This is a genomic window from Phycisphaerae bacterium, from assembly GCA_019636475.1.
GTDB lineage: Bacteria > Planctomycetota > Phycisphaerae > UBA1845 > UTPLA1 > JADJRI01.
Map to the genome: position 1 here is coordinate 240,014 of JAHBXN010000007.1, position 19,402 is coordinate 259,415.

At 60.1% G+C, this 19,402-nt stretch carries 15 protein-coding genes; 1 reads left to right on the forward strand and 14 read right to left on the reverse strand.

Annotated elements, in window-relative coordinates; all coding sequences use genetic code 11:
* Positions 1–46: 46 nt before the first annotated feature.
* From murB to KF841_13115, 13 genes are all read right to left on the reverse strand, one after another.
* Positions 47–931: a UDP-N-acetylmuramate dehydrogenase gene (gene murB / locus KF841_13055; GenBank protein ID MBX3396285.1), complete on the reverse strand. Its 885-nt coding sequence runs from the start codon at positions 929–931 to the stop codon at positions 47–49.
* Positions 906–2,381 carry a UDP-N-acetylmuramate--L-alanine ligase gene (gene murC, locus KF841_13060; protein MBX3396286.1) on the reverse strand — a complete coding sequence of 492 codons (1,476 nt, stop codon included), beginning with the start codon at positions 2,379–2,381 and terminating at the stop codon, positions 906–908. Before murC ends, murB begins: the two co-directional genes overlap by 26 nt.
* A 328-nt stretch (positions 2,382–2,709) precedes the next feature.
* Positions 2,710–3,837 (reverse strand): UDP-N-acetylglucosamine--N-acetylmuramyl-(pentapeptide) pyrophosphoryl-undecaprenol N-acetylglucosamine transferase, encoded by a 1,128-nt coding sequence (locus KF841_13065; GenBank protein ID MBX3396287.1) that lies wholly within the window; start codon positions 3,835–3,837, stop codon positions 2,710–2,712.
* Positions 3,838–3,901: 64 nt separating this feature from the next.
* A complete protein-coding gene (locus tag KF841_13070; GenBank protein MBX3396288.1) occupies positions 3,902–5,173 on the reverse strand; it encodes an FtsW/RodA/SpoVE family cell cycle protein in 1,272 nt (423 codons plus the stop codon).
* Positions 5,174–5,494: 321 nt separating this feature from the next.
* Entirely contained in the window at positions 5,495–6,655 is a 1,161-nt protein-coding gene (gene mraY, locus KF841_13075) for a phospho-N-acetylmuramoyl-pentapeptide-transferase (protein ID MBX3396289.1), read from the reverse strand.
* Positions 6,656–6,725: 70 nt separating this feature from the next.
* Positions 6,726–8,129, reverse strand: coding sequence for a UDP-N-acetylmuramoyl-tripeptide--D-alanyl-D-alanine ligase (locus KF841_13080; GenBank protein MBX3396290.1), 1,404 nt, complete (start codon positions 8,127–8,129; stop codon positions 6,726–6,728).
* 111 nt (positions 8,130–8,240) lie between these two features.
* Positions 8,241–9,782: a UDP-N-acetylmuramoyl-L-alanyl-D-glutamate--2,6-diaminopimelate ligase gene (locus KF841_13085; GenBank protein ID MBX3396291.1), complete on the reverse strand. Its 1,542-nt coding sequence runs from the start codon at positions 9,780–9,782 to the stop codon at positions 8,241–8,243.
* 255 nt (positions 9,783–10,037) lie between these two features.
* The gene (locus tag KF841_13090) at positions 10,038–11,825 is read right to left on the reverse strand and encodes a penicillin-binding protein 2 (GenBank protein MBX3396292.1); all 1,788 of its coding nucleotides are present in this window, start codon (positions 11,823–11,825) and stop codon (positions 10,038–10,040) included.
* 103 nt (positions 11,826–11,928) lie between these two features.
* Positions 11,929–12,225: a hypothetical protein gene (locus KF841_13095; protein ID MBX3396293.1), complete on the reverse strand. Its 297-nt coding sequence runs from the start codon at positions 12,223–12,225 to the stop codon at positions 11,929–11,931.
* Between the two features lie 215 nt (positions 12,226–12,440).
* The gene (locus KF841_13100; protein MBX3396294.1) at positions 12,441–13,790 is read right to left on the reverse strand and encodes a LysM peptidoglycan-binding domain-containing protein; all 1,350 of its coding nucleotides are present in this window, start codon (positions 13,788–13,790) and stop codon (positions 12,441–12,443) included.
* Between the two features lie 112 nt (positions 13,791–13,902).
* Positions 13,903–14,895, reverse strand: coding sequence for a 16S rRNA (cytosine(1402)-N(4))-methyltransferase RsmH (rsmH, locus tag KF841_13105; GenBank protein ID MBX3396295.1), 993 nt, complete (start codon positions 14,893–14,895; stop codon positions 13,903–13,905).
* 7 nt (positions 14,896–14,902) lie between these two features.
* Positions 14,903–16,555 carry a hypothetical protein gene (locus tag KF841_13110; GenBank protein MBX3396296.1) on the reverse strand — a complete coding sequence of 551 codons (1,653 nt, stop codon included), beginning with the start codon at positions 16,553–16,555 and terminating at the stop codon, positions 14,903–14,905.
* A 44-nt stretch (positions 16,556–16,599) separates the two neighbouring features.
* On the reverse strand, positions 16,600–17,346 hold the full coding sequence (locus KF841_13115; protein MBX3396297.1) for a glycosyltransferase family 2 protein: 747 nt from the start codon (positions 17,344–17,346) through the stop codon (positions 16,600–16,602).
* 178 nt (positions 17,347–17,524) lie between these two features.
* On the opposite strand from KF841_13115, the gene KF841_13120 reads away from it, so the two are divergent.
* A complete protein-coding gene (locus KF841_13120; GenBank protein MBX3396298.1) occupies positions 17,525–18,235 on the forward strand; it encodes a tetratricopeptide repeat protein in 711 nt (236 codons plus the stop codon).
* A 23-nt stretch (positions 18,236–18,258) separates the two neighbouring features.
* Here KF841_13120 and KF841_13125 read toward each other — a convergent pair whose 3' ends face one another.
* Positions 18,259–19,200 carry a bifunctional methionine sulfoxide reductase B/A protein gene (locus KF841_13125; protein ID MBX3396299.1) on the reverse strand — a complete coding sequence of 314 codons (942 nt, stop codon included), beginning with the start codon at positions 19,198–19,200 and terminating at the stop codon, positions 18,259–18,261.
* Positions 19,201–19,402: the final 202 nt, after the last annotated feature.

The window sequence follows — 19,402 nt, forward strand, 5'->3', positions numbered from 1 at the left end:
ACGACCGGACGAGCCGAACCATCCGGCCCGATTCCGAATCGACGACCTACCAGATCTTCACTTCCGGTTCGAGCATGATCCCACTGTGCGCTGCAACCCGATCAATAATTGTGCTGATGAGTTCCCGGACATCGGACGCGCGACCACCGCGGTCGGCGATCGCAAAATTCGCATGGCGCTCCGAAACAAACGCGCTGCCCACGCGATACCCCTTTAGTCCGGCTCGATCGATCAATTGTCCGGCCGAATGCCCCGACGGATTTCGAAAGATGCATCCGGCGCTCGGCGCGCCCAATGCCGGTTGCGTTGATTGCTTATATTCCCAGATTTCGCGCCACCGTGTTCGCAAGGCGACCGGATCGGTCGGTACGAGCCGGAACGCCGCGCTGAGGACGATGTCGGACCCGACCGCCGAGTGGCGATAGGCGAACTTCAGTTCATCCTTCGTACGCGATCGCACGAGGCCGTCCCCGTCAACCACGCGGACCCGCACGACCGCCGACGCAATCTCGCCGTATCGGCCGCCGCAATTCATGGTAATACCGCCGCCGACGGTGCCGGGAATGCCGGCCAGTTGTTCGAGGCCCGCCAACCCGCCACCGACACAGGCGTTGACCAGTTTCGACATGTCGTGTCCCCCGCCGGCAATGACATGCTCGCCCTCGAAAACCGCACGGGACAATTCGCCCTTCGTCAGCCGAATGACGACGCCCCGGACGCCCTCGTCCGGCACGAGAATGTTGGCCCCCAGCCCGAGCACCCGAAGAGCGGTGCCTGATTCATGGCATCGTCGCACGACGGTGACAAGTTGTGCCTCGGTGCGCGGCTCGATGAGATAGTCCGCCGGCCCGCCGAGTTGAAACCACGTCAACGGCGCCAATGGAACATTTTGACGGCATACGCCGTCAGGCAAGTCGCTGAACAAGTTCATCCGCAATCTTCCAGACGTCGCCCGCGCCCATCGTCAAGACAATGTCACCCGGCTTCGCATGTGTCGTAAGATGATCAACGATTTGTTCATGCTTCGGAAGATACAGCGCATCACCGCCGTTCGCATGCACGCGCTCCACCAGATTCGCGCTGGATACCGCGTTTCGAAGGGCCTCCGAATCGCGCACGAAGTAGATGTCGGGCACGAGCAGATGATCCGCCAGACCGAAACTGCGGGCGAAGTCGTTCAGGAGAAACCGCGTTCGGGAGTGCTGATGCGGCTGAAAGACGACCCACAGGCGGCGGTCCGGATAGTGCTCCCGAACCGCACGCAGGGTCACCTGTATCTCCGTCGGATGATGGCCGTAATCGTCGAGGACCAGAATTCCGCCGACCTCGCCGCGCTTTGTCAGGCGGCGCTCGGCTCCGGCAAAGTGCGGCAACGCCGCCGCGATCGCGGATGCCGAGATGCCCGCATGATGCGCCAGTGCTGTCGCAACGAGGCCGTTGTATACCTGGTGCCGGCCCGGAAGTGACGACATTTCCGCCCGGATGAATGGCTTCCCGTGGTACAGCACATCAAAATGGTAGCAGCCATTAACATGGTCAATCCGCTCGGCGCGCCAGACGGATTCTTCAGTGACCCCGAACGTCTCGACGGTCGCCCGCGCAGAGCAAACCGCATTCACGACGGAGCGATCCTCGCCGTTCGCGATGATCGCTCCCTCCGGCGGAACCAATGAAGCAAACGCTCGAAACGCCTCGATGATGGCATCGAGGCCGTCATAACAATCGAGGTGATCTTCTTCGATGTTGGTGATCGCCGCGAACTTCGGACTGAGATTCAGGAAGGATCGATCAAACTCGCACGCCTCCACGATGAACGCATCGCCATCGCCCACACCCGAACTGCCATCAAGCTGGCGGACATTCGCGCCGACGACAAACGTCGGATCCGCTTTTGCATGTCGCAGGATGAATGCGAGCATCGCCGTGGTCGTGCTCTTGCCGTGGGTGCCGCTTACGGCGATGCCCGTTCGAAGTTTCATGACCTGTCCAAGCATTTCTGCATACTTCAGACAGGTGATGCCGCGCCGCCTGGCTTCCAGCAGTTCCGGATTGTCATCCTTCACGGCTGCGGAATAAACCACCAGATCACAGTCCGACTGGATATTCAGCGGAGCCTGCCCGATCATGATGGTCGCGCCCATTTCCTGCAGGCGTTCAGCGGCCTTGAATTCAACGAGGTCCGACCCGCTTACGATGGCGCCGCATCGAAGCAGCACGCCACCGAGGCTGCTCATGCCGCAGCCACCCACTCCGATGAGATGTATCCGTTTCGCGGCGAAAGGACTCGACCAGTGCTGCAAGTGCCGCTGTCGTGAACCGACGCCGGGGCGTGTTGAAATTGGAATGCGCGCCGTGTCGGGTGTTGCGATGATTCTCGTCATGCGTGGCTCACCTCCGTGTGCAGCCGAAATGCGCTCCCGATCAATCGCGCCGCGAGGTCACACCGTCGTCATCCATGACGGTAATCGACCCCGACAAGTTGGAAGAAGAAAGAGGTATTCGCGTCCTTAATTCGCCGCGCAATGTCGGGTCGCATCGTAACCAAATACGCCGCCGTTCCGCAAGCGGTTCTTGCGATCAAAGGGAATTCGGCACCTTTTCACAGCCGGAACTGACTGAGTCTCGCGCAGCAACCTGCGCGCAAGAGATCCCTGAGAAATATCGGGATGCCGATGTTGATTACTTGAGCGCGGCCCGCCGCGACACATGTTATTCCGGTACTTCCATTCCGGCGATCTCCAGCAGGCCCTGGGCAATGCGCGCTGCCGCATCGTGTCGCCCCATTGCCGCGGCGATCTCGCCCATTCGAGCTCGACGATGCTCCGATTTCATCAGATCGCCCAATTCCCTGCGAAGCAGTTTTGCATTCGCCGCAGGGTTATTCGAGTCGTCCACGATCACCGCGCCGGACGCAGACGCCAGAACCCGGGCGTTCGCGAGTTGATGCTTTTTCTTATCGAACGGATATGGCATGAGTACACTCGGCTTGCCAAGAGCGGTGATTTCCGCCAGCGTCGATGCGCCGGCGCGAGAGAGGATCAGATCTGAAGCCGCCATGCACAAATGCATGTGCTCGGTGAATGCCAGCGTCACTGCCGGATACTTCGCCGCGGCGTATTTCTCCCGGCACATCGTCAGATCCGCGGTACCGGTGAGATGCACGATCTGCCAATCCGGATGATCGCGCCACAAGTCGATCAGTTCGACGACCGACGCATTGATCGACCAGGCGCCCTGAGACGCGCCAGTTATCAAAAGAGTCTTCTTCGCCGGGTCAAGCTTCAGGGCTTTGATGCCATTGTCCCGCGTCACGCTCGCGAACTCGGGCCTTACAGGACAACCAGTGCAATAGACATGCGACATCCGACCCAGCGAGTCGATCGTCTCACGCCACTGCACAAAAACGCGACTAACTTTGGGCGCATAGCGACGATTCGCAACGCCCGGAACCGCGTCCGGGTTGAAAATAGCTGTCGGGATCTTCAGCGAGATGGCAGCCGTGAGCGGTGGACCCGCCGCGTAGCCGCCGAGTCCAAGCACCACGGCCGGCGGCCGCTCTCGAAAATTCCGTTTCGCGATTTTGACCGAAGTGAACCACCCTTTGATGAAAGGCCAGACCTGCCCGATGCGTTTCGGGATGCCCTGAACCGATTGTTCAATCAGGGGAATCTTGCGATGTTCGGTCAGTTTCCTATCGATTGGCCGGGTCGTGCCATAGACAACGAAGTCGAAATCGGGACGGAGTTGCCGCATCGCTTCGATGACAGCCAACCCGGGGTAGAGGTGTCCCCCCGTCCCCCCACCCGCCAGGACCATCAGAGGCCGATTATCACCCATGAATTTCCCGATGCCGCCTGCGTTTGGATCACAATCTCCGGCCGATACATCCATTCGGACCGCGTCACGCGGGCACCATACTCGAATTGTGCGAACTTGGATTGCCTTGTTCAGACGAGGCGTCTTCGGCCCCAAGGCCGCCGCCGGTCGTTCCCTCACAGTAACCTGCCGTGGAGGGCACGGACTGATCCACCGGCTCACGATGTCGTGCAACGTTTACCAGCATGCCGACGAGGATGCTGAAGAAAATGACCCCCGTTCCGCCCGCCGACACAAACGGCAACCCGATGCCCTTTGTCGGTACCGACACCGTGACGACCGCGATGTTCATCGCCGCCTGGAAGCCAATCGTGAGGGTCGCGCCCAGCGCGAGCAGTCTGCCGAACTCCGTCGGAGCGGATTCCATCGCCCGCTTACCCTGCCAGAGCAGGACTGCGAACAATGCGATAACCATGATGCCGCCGACGATGCCCAGTTCCTCGCAGATCACGGAGAAGATGAAATCGGTCCTGCCCTCCGGGAGATATCCGTATTTTTGGATGCCACCCCCAAGGCCCTTGCCCCACCATCCGCCCGACGCGATCGTCACGAGTGATTGAATCTGGTGATAGCCCGCTCCCTGTGGATCGGCCTCCGGATCCAGAAAAGACAGCACGCGCTGCATCCGATACGCCTTGGCGGTAATGAGGTATATCGCACCGGGCACGGCCGGCAGGAGCATCAACCCGAGATGCCACCACCTCGCTCCTGCCGCCAGAATGATGCCAAAGCCGACGACGGCGATCAGCGCGGCGGTCCCAAAATCCTCGATGCCCACCAATCCCGCGAACAGCCCTAATAGCAACACACTCGGAAGAAAGCCCGACCAGAACCGTTGAATCCGTTCACCCAGCCAGGCGCAATACGCTGCAAAGAAAACAACTACGGACACTTTCGCAATTTCGGAAGGCTGAAAGCCCAGTCCGAGCGCCGACGGGCCCAGCGGCAGCCATCGCTGCGCGCCCTTGCGCGTCTCGCCGACACCCGGTATCAAGACGAGCACCAGCAGGCCCGCTGACAACAGCAACAGCAAGATTGTCGGCTGCCACCACGCACCGGGGCGAATGCGCCAGGAGTGATAAGGACAAAGCCCGACCATGAGCAGCGCCACCAAAGCAACGACCGTGAACATCGCCTGCCGAACCGACGGGTTCTTCAGAACGTCCTGAATGATTGGCGGGGAGGTGAGGCTCGCGCTTGCAGAGAACACCATAACGACGCCCAGCCCCATCAGCGCGGCCGCCGTGATCGTGATGGTGGTGCTGCTGGCGGATGGGCGGCTTTCAAGCCGAAACATGATTCGCCTCCATGCAAATGAGCCGGCGGGATGTCCTCATGACATCATACACGGACAGGCCCATCACGACGCGACATCCGCGGAAATGCCCCCTATGCACTGAGAAAACCGCCTCCGGGATTTCAGCCCGTTGTCGCGATGAATCCGGTGAACCGCCGGCTCCCCGTGCAAAAAGACGGTTTGGGAAGGCGCAAACTGTGCAGATGAAATCGGCATAAATCGCGCGGATTCCAATGAATCGGCACTTTGGTAACGCAAACTTGAATCATCCGCCAGTCGCCCATTCGACGGAATCTCGCGATCCGGTGCCCGACGCCGAATCTATCGCATTTTTGTGGTTGCCAGTGCGATCACCGCGAACAATGCGGCCATGATCCAGAACCGCACCACCACCTGCGTCTCCTTCCAGCCCTTCAGGTGAAAATGGTGATGAATCGGCGCCACGAGGAACAGGCGCTTCCCGGGCGAATTCGGTGTCTTTGTGAGCTTGAAGAAACCCACCTGAAGAATTACCGACAGCGCCTCCATCACGAAGACGCCGCCCACAATGAAAAGCAGCAACTCCTGGCGAATCACAATGGCGACGAAACCGATCAGTCCGCCGAGCGGCAGAGACCCCGTGTCCCCCATGAAAACCTGGGCCGGCGCGGCATTGTACCAGAGGAAGCCCAGGCAGGCTCCGATCATCGCGCCGCACAGCACCGCCAGTTCTCCGGCTTCCGGAATATGCGAAAACTGGAGATAGCGTGCCACACGCTCGTCCCCAACCGCGTAGGACAGGAGCATGAACACCAGACAGCACATAATCATGCAACCCGATGCCAGCCCATCCATGCCATCCGTCAGATTCACGGCATTGGAAGTGCCGGTGATGACCAGAATGGTCACAATCAGGAACAGCCACGCCGGGAGAACAATCGGCGAATCGAGGTTTGCCTTCATGAACGGAATCGTCAGGACGCGATAGGTATCGAGACCCGATCCGTCAAAGTTCGCTTCGCCGCGTTGATAGATGAAATAACCCAGGATGACCCCAAGCCCCAATTGAAAGAGCAGCTTCTGATAGGACTTCAGACCGTCGCGGCCGCCCTCCTTGCCTTTTGACGTCAGTTTGACCCAGTCATCCCAGAATCCGAGCATGCCGAGCCAGAGAAGACACAGCCCCGCCATATGAATGTAAAACACCGTCAAATTGGCAAGCAACGAAACGGCGGAGACGATCGCGAAGAGGATCAGCACGCCGCCCATCGTCGGAACATTGGCCTTGTGCTGAGTGAGTTCGTTCAGTGCCTTGTGATCGAAATCGGGAACATCGCCGCATTTCTTCCTGATCAGCATGCGAACCACGGCCGGTCCGCACCACCAGGAAATCATGAAGGCGATGAGAATCGCGATCGTTCCGCGAAACAGCGGATTCTGATAACCGTAGTTTCCCGGATAGAAGTGATTTAGCAGGTGATAGAGCAAGCAGACGGTTCCCAATACGACGATCGATCAGCGAATCCGGAGGCTGCGACCGCGCGACCCAAGTCACGTCGTCAGTGTCCCCCGATTACGAAAGAGTCGCCGCTCGACCGCATTTCTCAATGACCGGCACCAATCGCTCCAATCGGGTCCCGCGCGATGCCTTCAGCAGCACGTTGTCGCCCGGTTCGAGCAGGTCCGGCAATTTGTCCATCAAAGATTCAATCGTCGGAAAAGGGTAGATACGTTTACTCGTTCCTGCCGCTGAGGTGGCGCCATCAGCCATCACCCGCGCCATGTTTCCGACGGTCACAATCACATTGGCGGAAGACGTTCCGGCCTCACGACCGACTTTCTGATGACATCGCGTGCTCTGCTCCCCGAGTTCACGCATATCGCCCAGAACCAGGACGCGACGCCCTGGCCGCGCGATGGCGTCCAAGGCCTCGATGGCCGCCTTCATACTGCTCGGATTGGCGTTGTAGGCGTCGTTAATCAGGTATAGGGAGCCTTGTTGCACGCCCTGCATGCGCATTTTCGGAGCCACGAATCCATTAAGCGCCGCGGCGATGTCTGCCTGTTCCACCCGAAATCGCTGGCCGATTGCGATGGCCGCCATCGAATTCAACACGTTGTGACGCCCGATCAACGGAACGTGGTACTCGAAGCGCCCGTTCACGAGAAAATCCTGACCGTGCATGCCCTGGCTTATGTCGGTTGCCCGAAGATCGCATGTCTCCGATGTGCCGTAAACGATCATCGTGCGATTAGGATCTCTCGCGCGGCCGCTCGGTGCAAATTCCGCTGCCTGGTCGCTCATCGCCACGAACGGCCGACCCTGCATGAACGGAAGGAATGAAAACTCCTCCGCCGCGACGCCCTCCAGGTCGCCGAAGCCTTCGAGATGCTCCTCCCCGATGCTGGTCACAATCGCCATGTCCGGCGCGGCGATTCGCGCCAGCGACGCAATTTCTCCCGGATGATTGGTTCCGATTTCGACTACAAGATACTCATCCGACGGCTCGGCGGAGAGCAGCGTGATCGGCACGCCAATGTGGTTATTGAAGCTCGCGGCAGCCGCTTTGCCCCGCTTCCGGGAAGACAACACCGCGTGGATCATGTCTTTCGTGGTCGTTTTGCCATTGCTGCCGAAAACCGCGACGACCTGCGCCGGAATCTGCCGCCGATACCACGACGCCAGTCGCCCCAGCGCGATCGTCGTATCGTCAACCTCAATCAGGCGACCGGTCGTTCGGAGCGGTTCCGGGTATCGTCGCGCATCCGACACGACGGCCGCGGTTGCCCCCTTCCTGAGCACCTCCTCGACGAAGTCGTGGCCGTCGAAATGATCCCCTTTGATCGCAAAAAAAAGCGATTCCGGCTGGAGCGATCGTGAATCCGTCGTCACGCTCGTCACACGCGGAAACTTGATTTCGCCGTAAACCCGGCCGCCGATGGCCTTGCACATTTCCTGAAGTGTAAGAGGTTTCATGCCCGTCCGTGTTGCGCTGAAAGGTTAATCAATCCGTACAATCATTGGCCATCAAGCCGCCACGCGAAATTCAGCGGCCATCTCAGACTTCCGCGCCGCAACCTACCCTTTTCAAGCCTGGCCCATTGAGACCCGTTCGATCGCAGCGGCCGCGACTTCCGCGTCGTCGAAGTGAATCTTCTCCGTACCGATGATCTGGTAGTCCTCGTGCCCCTTGCCGGCGATCAACAGCACATCCCCCTGGCGAAGACGCCTCACCGCCAGATCGATGGCCGTCGCACGGTCCGGCTCCGTCACGCCACGAATTCGGGCCTCTGCCGTCAGGCCGCTCTCGATGTCCGCGATAATCGCCAGCGGATCCTCCGTGCGGGGATTATCGCTGGTGATTATGAACGCGTCACTGAATTCAGCGACCGCCTGCGCCATCCGCGGCCGTTTTGTTCGATCGCGATCGCCCCCGCAGCCGAAGACGCAGCACAATCGCCCCTTTGTCAATGGCCGCAGCGCGACCAGGACATTCCGAAGCGCGTCATCGGTGTGCGCATAATCCACGTATACGTCAAAACCCAGCGTTCCGGTTTCCACACGCTGCAACCGCCCCGGCACCCGTTCCAGCGATGCCAGACCGCGCAGCACCACCGGCATATCCAAACCAAGCGACCGCGATGCTCCCACGGCCGCGAGCGCATTGTAAACATTATGGCGGCCGGCCAGAGCGATCGTCGCATCGGCTCGCTGCCCCTCGTGAAAGATGCGAAACCGACAGCCGTCGCGCGATGCCACCACACTCTCGGCGCGCAGGTCGCCGGAGTCGATGCCGTATCGGATGATCCGGCTGCGACAGTGTTCCAGCATGAACTCACCGGCCGCGTCATCCGTATTCACCACGGCCGCCGCGTCTGCGGCCAGCGATCGGAACAGCCGCTGTTTGGCTTCCGCATACGCCGCCATCGTCCCGTGGTAGTCAAGGTGATCCTGAGTCAGGTTTGTAAACACGCCGGTTGCAAAGCGAATTCCTGCGGTACGGCGCTGATCCAGACTGTGCGATGAGACCTCCATCACTGCATGCCGTGCGCCGGCCCGGTGCGCCTCGACCAGATGCCGCACCAGTTCGATCGGATCCGGCGTCGTCAACGCCGCGCCGATCCTTCGCGAAACAAGGTCATATTCGATGGTTCCGAATAACGCCGCCGGCCGACCCGCCGCCTTCAGTATCGCCCGCAACATGTACGCGATGGTGCTCTTGCCGTTCGTGCCGGTCACGCCGACCACGCTCATTTCATTTCGTGATTGAATCTCATCCAGACCGAAGAAATGCGATGCCAGCCGGGAAACTGCCTCCCGCGCGCAAGGCACTCGAACCACATGCGCTCCGTGCGGCGCGCCGAGTTCGCGATCGACGACAACCGCCACCGCTCCTCGCGCTGTCGCATCCGCGATGTATGCGGCGCCATCGCCTTTGCTTCCCGGGATGGCGACGAACAGCGAGCCAGGCCGTGCCAGGCGTGAGTCACTGCATATGTCTGTAATGCGAATCTCAGAAAGATGCAGATCGTCGACGTGCATGCCTAAACCGCGCCGCAGTAATTCCGCGAGCGACTGAGTCGGATGAGGCAGTGCGTCAACGGCGGCCGGCGATGATGTGGTGGTCATGTTCAGGATTCTACATCGCGTCTCAGGAAGGGGAACGACATTCGACTGAACAAATTGACGACGCGGTCCCCCTCGCGGATCGGATTGGATACCGATTTAAGATCTCTACATACGCACAGCTGCGGAACATCGACGACATCGCGTGGCCTGCCCGCGCACGAACCCATCGCGTGCCCGCAACCTGTTCCTCATTTCACAGGCTCTGCTATCAGTTTCCGGGCGAATCAGATCGTACCCCGAACGCAACGACGTGCATCAGTCCTCGAATGGAACGTCGTCGATCGCGACTTCCGTCAGCGGAGTCAAACGTCCGTTCGATGCATTCACCGGCTCGTCGCTCGGCGCCTCCGCCGGGACTCCGAGGTATGCCAGGGAGTGTGAAAGAATCCGAGCGGCCGTTGGCGCGGCGACGACCGCGCCGTAATAGCCGATGCTCTTCTGCGGCTTTCGGACCGCGACAAGCACGATGAGCTGCGGATCCTTCGCCGGAGCCCCACCGACAAAAGAGCTGACATACGAATTGGGGACGAATCCGCCTCCGCCTTTCTTCGCAATCTGGGCCGTACCGGTCTTGCCAAATACGGTGTAGTTCGGCAGTTTCGCGGATTGCGTCGCCGCCATGCGAACAACCTCCACCAGGATTTTGTCTTTCATCAGCGTTAGAACTTCCGGAGACATCACAGGCTCCTCCGGCGGTTCCGGCGTAAAATCGGACACCACTTGTCCCGTCGCATCCATCACGGCGCGAACCACATACGGCTTCACCAGCTTGCCGCCGTTCGCGAAAACGCAATACGCACGGGCCAGTTGCAACGGCGTCACACTGATCTCTTGCCCCATCGGCACGCTGGTCGTCGAGTACCCATTCCAGCGAGCGAGCGGACGCACTTTGCCTGAGTCCTCACCCAGCAGGTCGATGCCGGTCTTCTCACCGAACCCGAACAGCCGGCAATATTCATGGAGCCGCTGGTTGCCAAGACGCTTGCCGATTTTGCCCATCCCGATGTTGCTGGACTTGATCAGCACCTCCTCGAACGAGAGATAGTTGTAGGCATGGTGGTCGTGAAGCGTACGCGGACCGTCCTGCCAGGTTCCGCCCTCGCAATCAAATACTTCTCCCAACCGGACCACTTTCTCGTGAAGTGCCGCCGAGGCAATGAATGGCTTGAACGTACTGCCCGGTTCGTATGGATCGGTCAGCGCCCTGTTGCGATAGAGCTGTGTGCCGTAGTCGCGGTAGTGATTCGGATCGAAACTTGGCGCATTCGCCATCGCGAGGATTGCGCCGGTCTGCGGATGGATCACTACGGCCACGGCGCTTTCGGCCTTGTACTTGGTGACCGTCTCGAGCAGCTCGCGCTCGGCGTGCGCCTGAATTTCCGCGTCAATCGTGAGCACGACATGAAAGCCATCGCGTGCGGGCCGATATCCGCCCTCGGCAAGATAAAATGCCTTCCGACGAGCGTCACGAACAACTGATTTCACACCGTTCTGTCCGCGAAGCCACCGATCGCACTGAAACTCCAGGCCACTCACGCCGATGCCGTCCGGCGCCACGAATCCCACCAGCGCGCCGGCGACCTCATTCATGGGATAGGTTCGATAGGGCTCGCTGAAAACACCAAGTCCGTAGATGTTCGACTGGGAAATACGTTGCGACTGTTCTTCGGTGATGCCGCGTTTGATGACGAAGAACCGCTTGTCGCCGGCGTTCATCAGGTCCGGGACAATCTCGCCCACATCAACATCCAGAATGTCGGCAAGCGTTTGACCCGCCGCCGCGACATCCGGCAGAACCGCCGGATCGACAAACACGCTTCGACGCAGGGTTGTTCCCGCGATAATCCGGCCGCGGCAATCGACAATCAGTCCACGGCGCTGCGAAATGGGTATCTGAGAGGTCTGCTGCCGTTCGCCACGCGCGATCAGCCGCGGGCCATCGTGGGCGCTGATGTACACCAGCCGCCCCATCAACGCGACCATCACCAGCAACACGCCGCCAATCACGACCTGTCCGGCGAGATTCTTCTTTCGCGGCCGCACGGAATCCATTCCTTAAGCCACTCCAAGTTCAACTTCGGTGGCGGACGACGCCGTCCCAGTCAAAATTCAAAGCCGAAATTCGCGTACTGAGCCTGCCCAGTGCTCAGTCGCCTGAACGCACTCTGCGGTTCGTCGGTTTTCCGACTGCTCGATCCTTCTCCGATGCGGGCGGGACCACATCCAATTTTAGCTCGGCCGCGCGCTTTCGAATCGCCTCAGGTCCACGAAGCTTGGCCAGCTCGATTTCCTTCGCCCAGAGTTTCTGACGAATATTGATTTTTCGCTGATCGAGCCGCTGGATGCGTTCAGCCGCTTTCGCAGATTCGCCACGAATGCCGACGATCGTCACGCCGATCGAGACCAACATCCCAAGCACAATCAACGCTCGAGCAACGGTCATAATCCCACCATCGACCTGCCGTGGACCGCTCCGGCGTCGTCAGCCGCCGCGCAGACAAGCCCCCATCCCGCGCATGGACACACCGGCTCCGCGCCGGTGTTGCCGTGCATCATACTATTCTGTCGGCAATTCCCGCGCGACTTCACGCGGAAATCCACCCAAATCGCCGCAATTCACGCGGCGTCAAGGACGACCATTCAGAATCAACCCCGCGCTCAATCGCCCGACAGCGAGTCACCCGCCATCCGTGTTGTCACGCTCGAGCTTGTCACAGGCGGCTTGTCAGCCGGCATCGGCAAACGGATCTTCAGTCCCGGCTTGAGTTTGTGCTGATCCGGGAGAATATCCTGGTTCATGCGATAGATTTCACGATACAGCTTTTCATTTCCAAGCTGATGCTTGGCAATCTTGCTCAGCGTATCTTTCTCACGAACTTCGTACCAGACGAACGGAGCCACGACGCTGGCCGGCTTCGATGTCTCTCCCGGATTACTCGGCGCCTGACGGGAATCAATCCCCGGCGTCGGCATGCCCGAAGTGCGGCTTGAGCCATTGCTCTCGCCGCGATCAATGATCGGCGGGGGAATCCTCACGGCATCATCACGTCGGCTGCTCGGTTGCCCTGAACCCGTAATGCTGCGGTCCATAACCGGATTGCCGGTGCGACCGCCCTGTATCGGCGGTGGCGCGGTGCCGGCGACCGGCTCGAACATATTCGCATACTCGCCTTCGAGCAAAGGAATGTTCAGCTTCGTTGCAACCTTAACCGCATTGACCGATTCAAGCTGATCCCGGTTTGCATTGAAAATGGCGTCGATGCGTGCCGGAGTCGCCCGGCCATAGTGCTTCGCGGCGATCTTGCCGAGGCTTTCGCCCGCCTGAACCTCATGCACGGCGATGATTCTGATCGGCTTGGCCGGGGCAGCAGCCGCGAGTTCATTCCGGGGAGTGTCACCGCGAGCCGTGTTCACGCCGCTGTCCGCATTTGAGGTAAGGCTGCTGTTCGCAGCCGAAGGAACTCGCGAGGATCGGATTGATTCGTTCGATCGGCCCATGTCGATCGAGGCGGATCCGGCATCGTGGCGCGCCGAACCGAGCGCCGCTCCGGAATCGCCGGCACTCGAATCGCCATTGAGTGCCGAGACAACCGAGCTCGCCAAAGCCGCGGACTCGTCGTCGACGTCCTCCGTGTCGATCGGCACTTCGGTCTCGATCACCGGCAGATTCAAGCGACTGACCACCGAAGCGGGCAGCGGCTCGATCGGCTGATCCTCGTCCGGAATCGGTCGTCCCACCGGCTCCTCAATCATGCCGACCGAACCGACCGGCGGATTGTTGTCCGATGAGATCGGCGTCGGAAGCAGGCGCTCAACGGCAACCTTTCCGGCCCGGTCCAACGGTCGCGCCGTTGTGGGCTTCGCCGCCGTGTCAGAAATACCGGCGTCCGCCAACGTCAGCGCAGACGTGGATCGCGACGTGCTCGGGCCTTTCTTTGACAGAATAATGGCGAAGAGAATGATGAAGGACAGTCCGACCAACAGACCGATTTTTGTTTCCTTGGTCACTAATGCACCTCCGTGTGCAAGATCCGAATCTTATCTACATATCGTCGGATTCTCAAGACCCGGCGAGCATTTCCGTATAACTTCTCCGGCGCGGCACGACGGCGTCAGTCGATCACGTCACCAGGCGTTCAGCGCATCGCAACTTGGCCGACCGACTGCGCCGATTCAGCGTGCGCTCTTGGTCATCTGCCACCAGCGGCTTCCGCGTAACCAGCCGGTAAACGCCGGATCGAGCGCGCTCTCGAAAGTCATCCTTGACAATTCGATCCTCGACGCTGTGAAAGCTGATCACCACGATCCTGCCGCCAGTCGCCAGCAGATCTGGCGCCGTCTGAAGCAGTGAACGGAGAGATTCCGTTTCACGATTGACCGCCATCCGAAGCGCCATGAATGTTCGCGTCGCGGGGTGTATTTTTCCCCGGCGGCCTTCGGCACTCTCGCCGACGGCCGACGCGATCAGCCGCGCCAACTCCACCGTGCTGTTCAGTCGCCCCTGACGGCGAACCTGACAGATCCGCTTTGCAATTTTTCGGCTGTGACGTTCCTGACTCTGAAAATAAAGTAAGTCTGAAAGTTCGCCTTCGCCCAGCGTATTGACCAGATCGGCCGCGGTCGTCCGTTCCTGCTGATCCAGGCGCATATCCAGCGGTCCATCCCGTTCGAAACTCAGCCCTCGCTGGGGATCCGCCATCTGATTGCTGCTGAATCCAAGATCAGCCAGTATTCCGTCCACCCGCTTCACGCCGAACGCATTCAGCACGCCCGCCAACTCGGCAAAATTTGCGTGAATAAACCGCACTCGATCGCCGAAGGCCGCCAACTGTTCCCTGGCAAGCGACAGATTGGCCGCGTCCCGATCGACTCCGATCACCTGCAAATGCGGGGCATGCTCCAGAAGCATCCGCGAATGTCCGCCGAGTCCCAGCGTGCAATCCACGATCACTCGCCGCCCCACATTCGAAAGCAGGTCGATGATTTCCGCGGGCAATACGGGGATGTGGCCCGAATCGGCCGTCCCGTCACCAACGGCCGCCGTATCCGCGTCCGCGAGCGCCTCCGCATCGTCGGCGCTCCATTCCTCACCGGACCACTCGTCACCAGACATGTTGCGTTCAGACTCCGAGACGCCTGGAAAGGCCGTCCGCCAATTCACGCAGCGCGTCGACCGTATGCAAAGCAAAAAACCACTCGCGCGACTGTGCCAAACGGTCACTCGCGAACTGCGCTTCCAATGCCGAAAGCCGGGACGACACCCGCATCGTAAATTCAGGTACCGTAGCAATCACTTGCGCATTGGCCTGCCGAATCGCTCGGTACGCCGCCTGCCGCTGCTGCCTGTCCTCCGATTTCCCCGAATGGAGGAGATTCGACCGATCAATCGCCTCCGCACGCCGAACCAGCAATTGACGAACGGGCTCAGTGATCGATTGCTCATCCAGATAGCGTTGGGGATTGTACCGCAAATCGCGAGACTGCCGGCGAGCTGTCGCCAAATCGAGCGGCGTCACGCCATGCGTGCGAGTTGGTAATCGCAGCGTCGCCGTGACGCACGCATATTCCGGCGGCTCAACACCGAAAAAAGTCCGAATGATCCCGTCGGTAATCGAATCGTACTTCGCCCCGCCGATGCCGTGAATGAACAAATCGCACGCAAACAGCCGGGCAAACATCGTCTGCGCCAGTGCACGAGGCCGCAACCCGGAGGGAAGTGACGCTGCAAGCGATTCCGCGCGCCCGAGTCCGTCAGCGACACTCCGATCCATACTGCCGATCTGCGCGCCATCCACCATCAATCGAATCGCGCCGCTCGAATCCGTCGCTGCAAACAAGCGACTCCGCGGTCGATCCCTGCTCACCCACCAGAACGGCAGTTCGACCAGCCCGCTATCGACATAAAGGTCGGGGATGGGATGCTGGCGTCCACGAATACCCTGGCGTTCTCGGTAGCGTCGCAGTGATTCGTTGTACGCGTTGGCCAATCGCGGCGCGTTCGATGCGAGATGAACGACAAACGCCGCGGCGACCGTTCGCAGGCCCGCCAAAAGATTCTTCTCCGCGTCGGCCGCGACCGCCTCCGACCCGAACTCGAAGACATCACTAATACAGATGCAAACTGCCCGCGACAGCCCGACTGCGGCATCGACCGCCTGTACACCGCGAATCCAACTCGAAACATAGGGCGACCGATGGGACGATGGCGTGACAGATTTTTCCATTGCGCCAAATGCGTCGCGAAAGATGGATATCGCCGTCGACGCCCCAGGACGTATTTCGTCCGGAATACCCCGCATGGACAGCGCGATCTGCTCTGTTGCCCGAGCGCCGAGATGCTCGTATGACAGCCCGCCGCCCGCACCGCGAGAAACGACCGATCCGATCCGGCAGATCGCCGACGAATCATCAGGCCAGTCGATCGCCAGCCGATTCGGGACATCGCTATCGACAATCAGAAACACGCCGCGTCCGGCCGAAGCCAGCGCGAGTGCCGACATCGCGGCGGTCTTTGCCCAAACGCCAGCATGAAAAAATTCGGGCTGATGGCCCGTCATGAAAACCAGCGGACCCGAATCCACCGGCGGCGAATTGCCGGCTGCCATCCATTCCGTCGCCAGACGACCGGCCAATTCCAACCGTCGCCGCGTTCGGCGCGCGCGATTTCGCTCCGCCAGATTGACTAGTGATGGTTGAGCGGGCCAGATGAGTATTCCGCCGTCGTCGCTTGGCGCCGCCAGTGAATCAATCGGTGTCAAATGTTCCGGATGCATCTCGGCCGACCTCGAATCGGTTCCGTCGGCGACCGACATCCCACTCATTCGCAGTCCCCCGCGCGACAGGTCACCGTGCGTGGATCGTGGCAGTCCCCCGCGCGACTCATTTCCTCGTCGAACACATCCAGGTAGTGCCTCAAGCGGGCAGCGGGATCATCGAGCATGCCGCCGAAATGACGGTTCGGATCAACATAGACGAGCGGCACGGGCAGTTCACAGATTCGCAGGTTGGCGGACCGCGCCTGCACCCAGAATTGCAGCGGAAATGCATAACCGGGAATGTTCAGACACAGGCGCTCCAGTGCCGAGACGCGATACGCCTTGAAGCCGCAGAACGAGTCCGTCAGCTGCAGGCCGAGACGGTCGTTCAAAATAGCGGTAATCTGCATATTGATCCGGCGTCGATCGCTCGGCGCCTCGGTATTGCCCGGCAACTCCACGAGATACCGCGAACCGGAAACGATGTCCACGTCATCTCGAGCTGCGCGTTCGACGAAATTTGGAATCAGCGCCGGTTCATGCTGGTCGTCGCAGTCTATCGTAATGACCCAGTCATAGTGCTTCTTCGCCGCGAAGCAAAACGCGGTAATCAGGCTTTGGCCGTAACCGCGATTTTCGGGATGCCGGACGACCTGGATCCCGGATGTCGATTTCAGAATGTCCGGCGTGGAGTCGGTTGATCCGTCATCCACCACCAGCACATCGTGGCCATGCTCGGAAATCCGCCGTAGGACGTCAGCGACGTATTTTTCTTCATTGAACACCGGAATCGTAATTAACACGCGCATGGGGAGCCCCCTTTCATTCTCCGGTCTTGGTGCCCAGAGGCCGGGCAGGCGACGTTCGGCGGCGTGGGTTGCACGGAAGATGATAAGAGCGACAGGACAGGAGTCAAATTTTGCGCCCGCCAGGCCCGGACCACCGGCGCTCCGGGCCGTGCCGTCCCGACTTGCCGATATTCAGCATGTGAGATCAGCTTCGTCCGAAAACCCATGCGTTCGCGTCCCATCCTGCGCCACGGCCTTTCTACTTGCGCTCATCTGGTTGCCCGCCGGCTGCGACGGCGGCCGGATCACGCTGTTCGATCCAGTCGCCCGATCGATGAGCCGCCAGAACACGGCGGCCGGCCTCAGTGCCGCGGGGAATGCCCAGGATCGTCGTGCGGAATCCGCGTTTCGGCGTGCGCTGTTGCTAGATCCTCGAAACGCGGAGGCGCATGTCGGGCTCGCACGAATCGCCGCACGCAGCAACCGCGAACAGACCGCGATGGACCACTATCGCTCCGCCGTGAAATGCGCTCCCTGCAACGGAGCGTACGCCGTCGAATTTGCGGATCTCTTGGCAAAGCAGGCGGAAGTCTCCATCGACCGTCGAAGCATGGGCGATGCGGCGCTGCGGGCCTACCGCCATGCCCGCAGCATCATTCGAGGAGACGCTGACTTGACACTGCGCCACGGGCTTTGCGCACGGGAACACGGTCATTACGAGGAATCCATCACCTGCCTGCGAGACGCTGTCGGGCTCTCGCCGAAAAACGTCGAATTCCGGCTGGAACTTGCGAGAACCTACGACATGATCGGAGATCGTCAGGCTGCCGCCCGGATTCGTCTTGACGCCCGCCGCATCGAATCCGTCACACAGGGTGAGGACATTGCGGCCGTCGCCGATGACGAATAAAGCCGGTCGTTTCGGCGAGGCGCCTACCACGGGTCACGAACGTGGCACGCCCGTCCCGTCTTCACGATGTAGTCCTGATGATAATCCTCCGCCGGATAGAACTCTTGCGCGGGCTGCACCTCGGTCACGATCTTCTTCCCGTCGAAGGCCTTCTCCGCCGCGAGCTTCTTGATGAACGCCGTCGCCTCGTTCTGCTGCCGCTCGCTCGTGGTGTAAATCCCGCTGCGATATTGATCGCCGACGTCCGGTCCCTGCCGATTCAGTTGCGTCGGATCGTGCATCTTGAAAAAGGCCTCAAGCAGCCGTTCATAGCTGATTCGTTTCGGATCGAATACGACCTTCACGACCTCGGCGTGTCCCGTCGTATGGCTGCACACCTGTTCATAGGTCGGGTTCCGGGTCTTCCCCTGTATGTAGCCGCTGACCGCGTCCACCACGCCCGGCCCCTTCTGAAAATAATGCTCGATCCCCCAGAAACATCCACCCGCAAAATAGGCGGTCTCCAACTCGGCCGGCTTGCTCTCGGGCGGCATGGTCTGCCCTTTTTCAAAGAATTTCAGTGATGCCGAGTTCAGGCAATGACGCTCACCCGTCGGCTTCGGACCATCATCGAACACATGTCCAAGGTGTGCGCCGCAACGCGCGCAGTTGATCTCCGTACGAACCATCCCGTGCGACTTGTCCACTTTTCGCACGACATGTTCGCGGTCCACTTCCTTGTAGAAACTCGGCCAACCCGTCCCGCTGTTGAATTTGTGATCACTCGAGAACAGCGGCAGACCGCAGACCACGCAGACGTACACGCCTTCCTTTTTGTTATCGACCAGCGTACCGCAGAATGCCGGTTCCGTGCCGGCATTCTGGGTGACCCGATAGGCCTCCGGATCCAGCTTCTTCGCCAATTCCGCCACTTTCTCCCTGGGGTACGGTGTAATGTCATAACCCGACTTCGAATAACGCACCATCATACGCTCCATGGAACTCCCTTTGCGATCGGACTTGCCGGACTTCTCATCCGCACCGGTCGGGCTGCACCCGATCAGAATCATGGATGAGAAGACTACCATCGCGGTCAGTTTGACTTTCGCTCTCATTTTGGATCGGACCTCCATTGCGGGAATCATAGCCTCGCGCTCCCGCACATAGCACGGATTCAGTTCGGATCGG

Bases quoted from the DNA above. Each gene is read 5' to 3' on its own strand.
- murB (MBX3396285.1), bottom strand. From the start codon at position 931: ATGAACTTGTTCAGCGACTTGCCTGACGGCGTATGCCGTCAAAATGTT.
- murC (MBX3396286.1), bottom strand. From the start codon at position 2,381: ATGACGAGAATCATCGCAACACCCGACACGGCGCGCATTCCAATTTCA.
- KF841_13065 (MBX3396287.1), bottom strand. From the start codon at position 3,837: ATGGGTGATAATCGGCCTCTGATGGTCCTGGCGGGTGGGGGGACGGGG.
- KF841_13070 (MBX3396288.1), bottom strand. From the start codon at position 5,173: ATGTTTCGGCTTGAAAGCCGCCCATCCGCCAGCAGCACCACCATCACG.
- KF841_13080 (MBX3396290.1), bottom strand. From the start codon at position 8,129: ATGAAACCTCTTACACTTCAGGAAATGTGCAAGGCCATCGGCGGCCGG.
- KF841_13085 (MBX3396291.1), bottom strand. From the start codon at position 9,782: ATGACCACCACATCATCGCCGGCCGCCGTTGACGCACTGCCTCATCCG.
- KF841_13095 (MBX3396293.1), bottom strand. From the start codon at position 12,225: ATGACCGTTGCTCGAGCGTTGATTGTGCTTGGGATGTTGGTCTCGATC.
- rsmH (MBX3396295.1), bottom strand. From the start codon at position 14,895: ATGTCTGGTGACGAGTGGTCCGGTGAGGAATGGAGCGCCGACGATGCG.
- KF841_13110 (MBX3396296.1), bottom strand. From the start codon at position 16,555: ATGCATCCGGAACATTTGACACCGATTGATTCACTGGCGGCGCCAAGC.
- KF841_13115 (MBX3396297.1), bottom strand. From the start codon at position 17,346: ATGCGCGTGTTAATTACGATTCCGGTGTTCAATGAAGAAAAATACGTC.
- KF841_13125 (MBX3396299.1), bottom strand. From the start codon at position 19,200: ATGGTGCGTTATTCGAAGTCGGGTTATGACATTACACCGTACCCCAGG.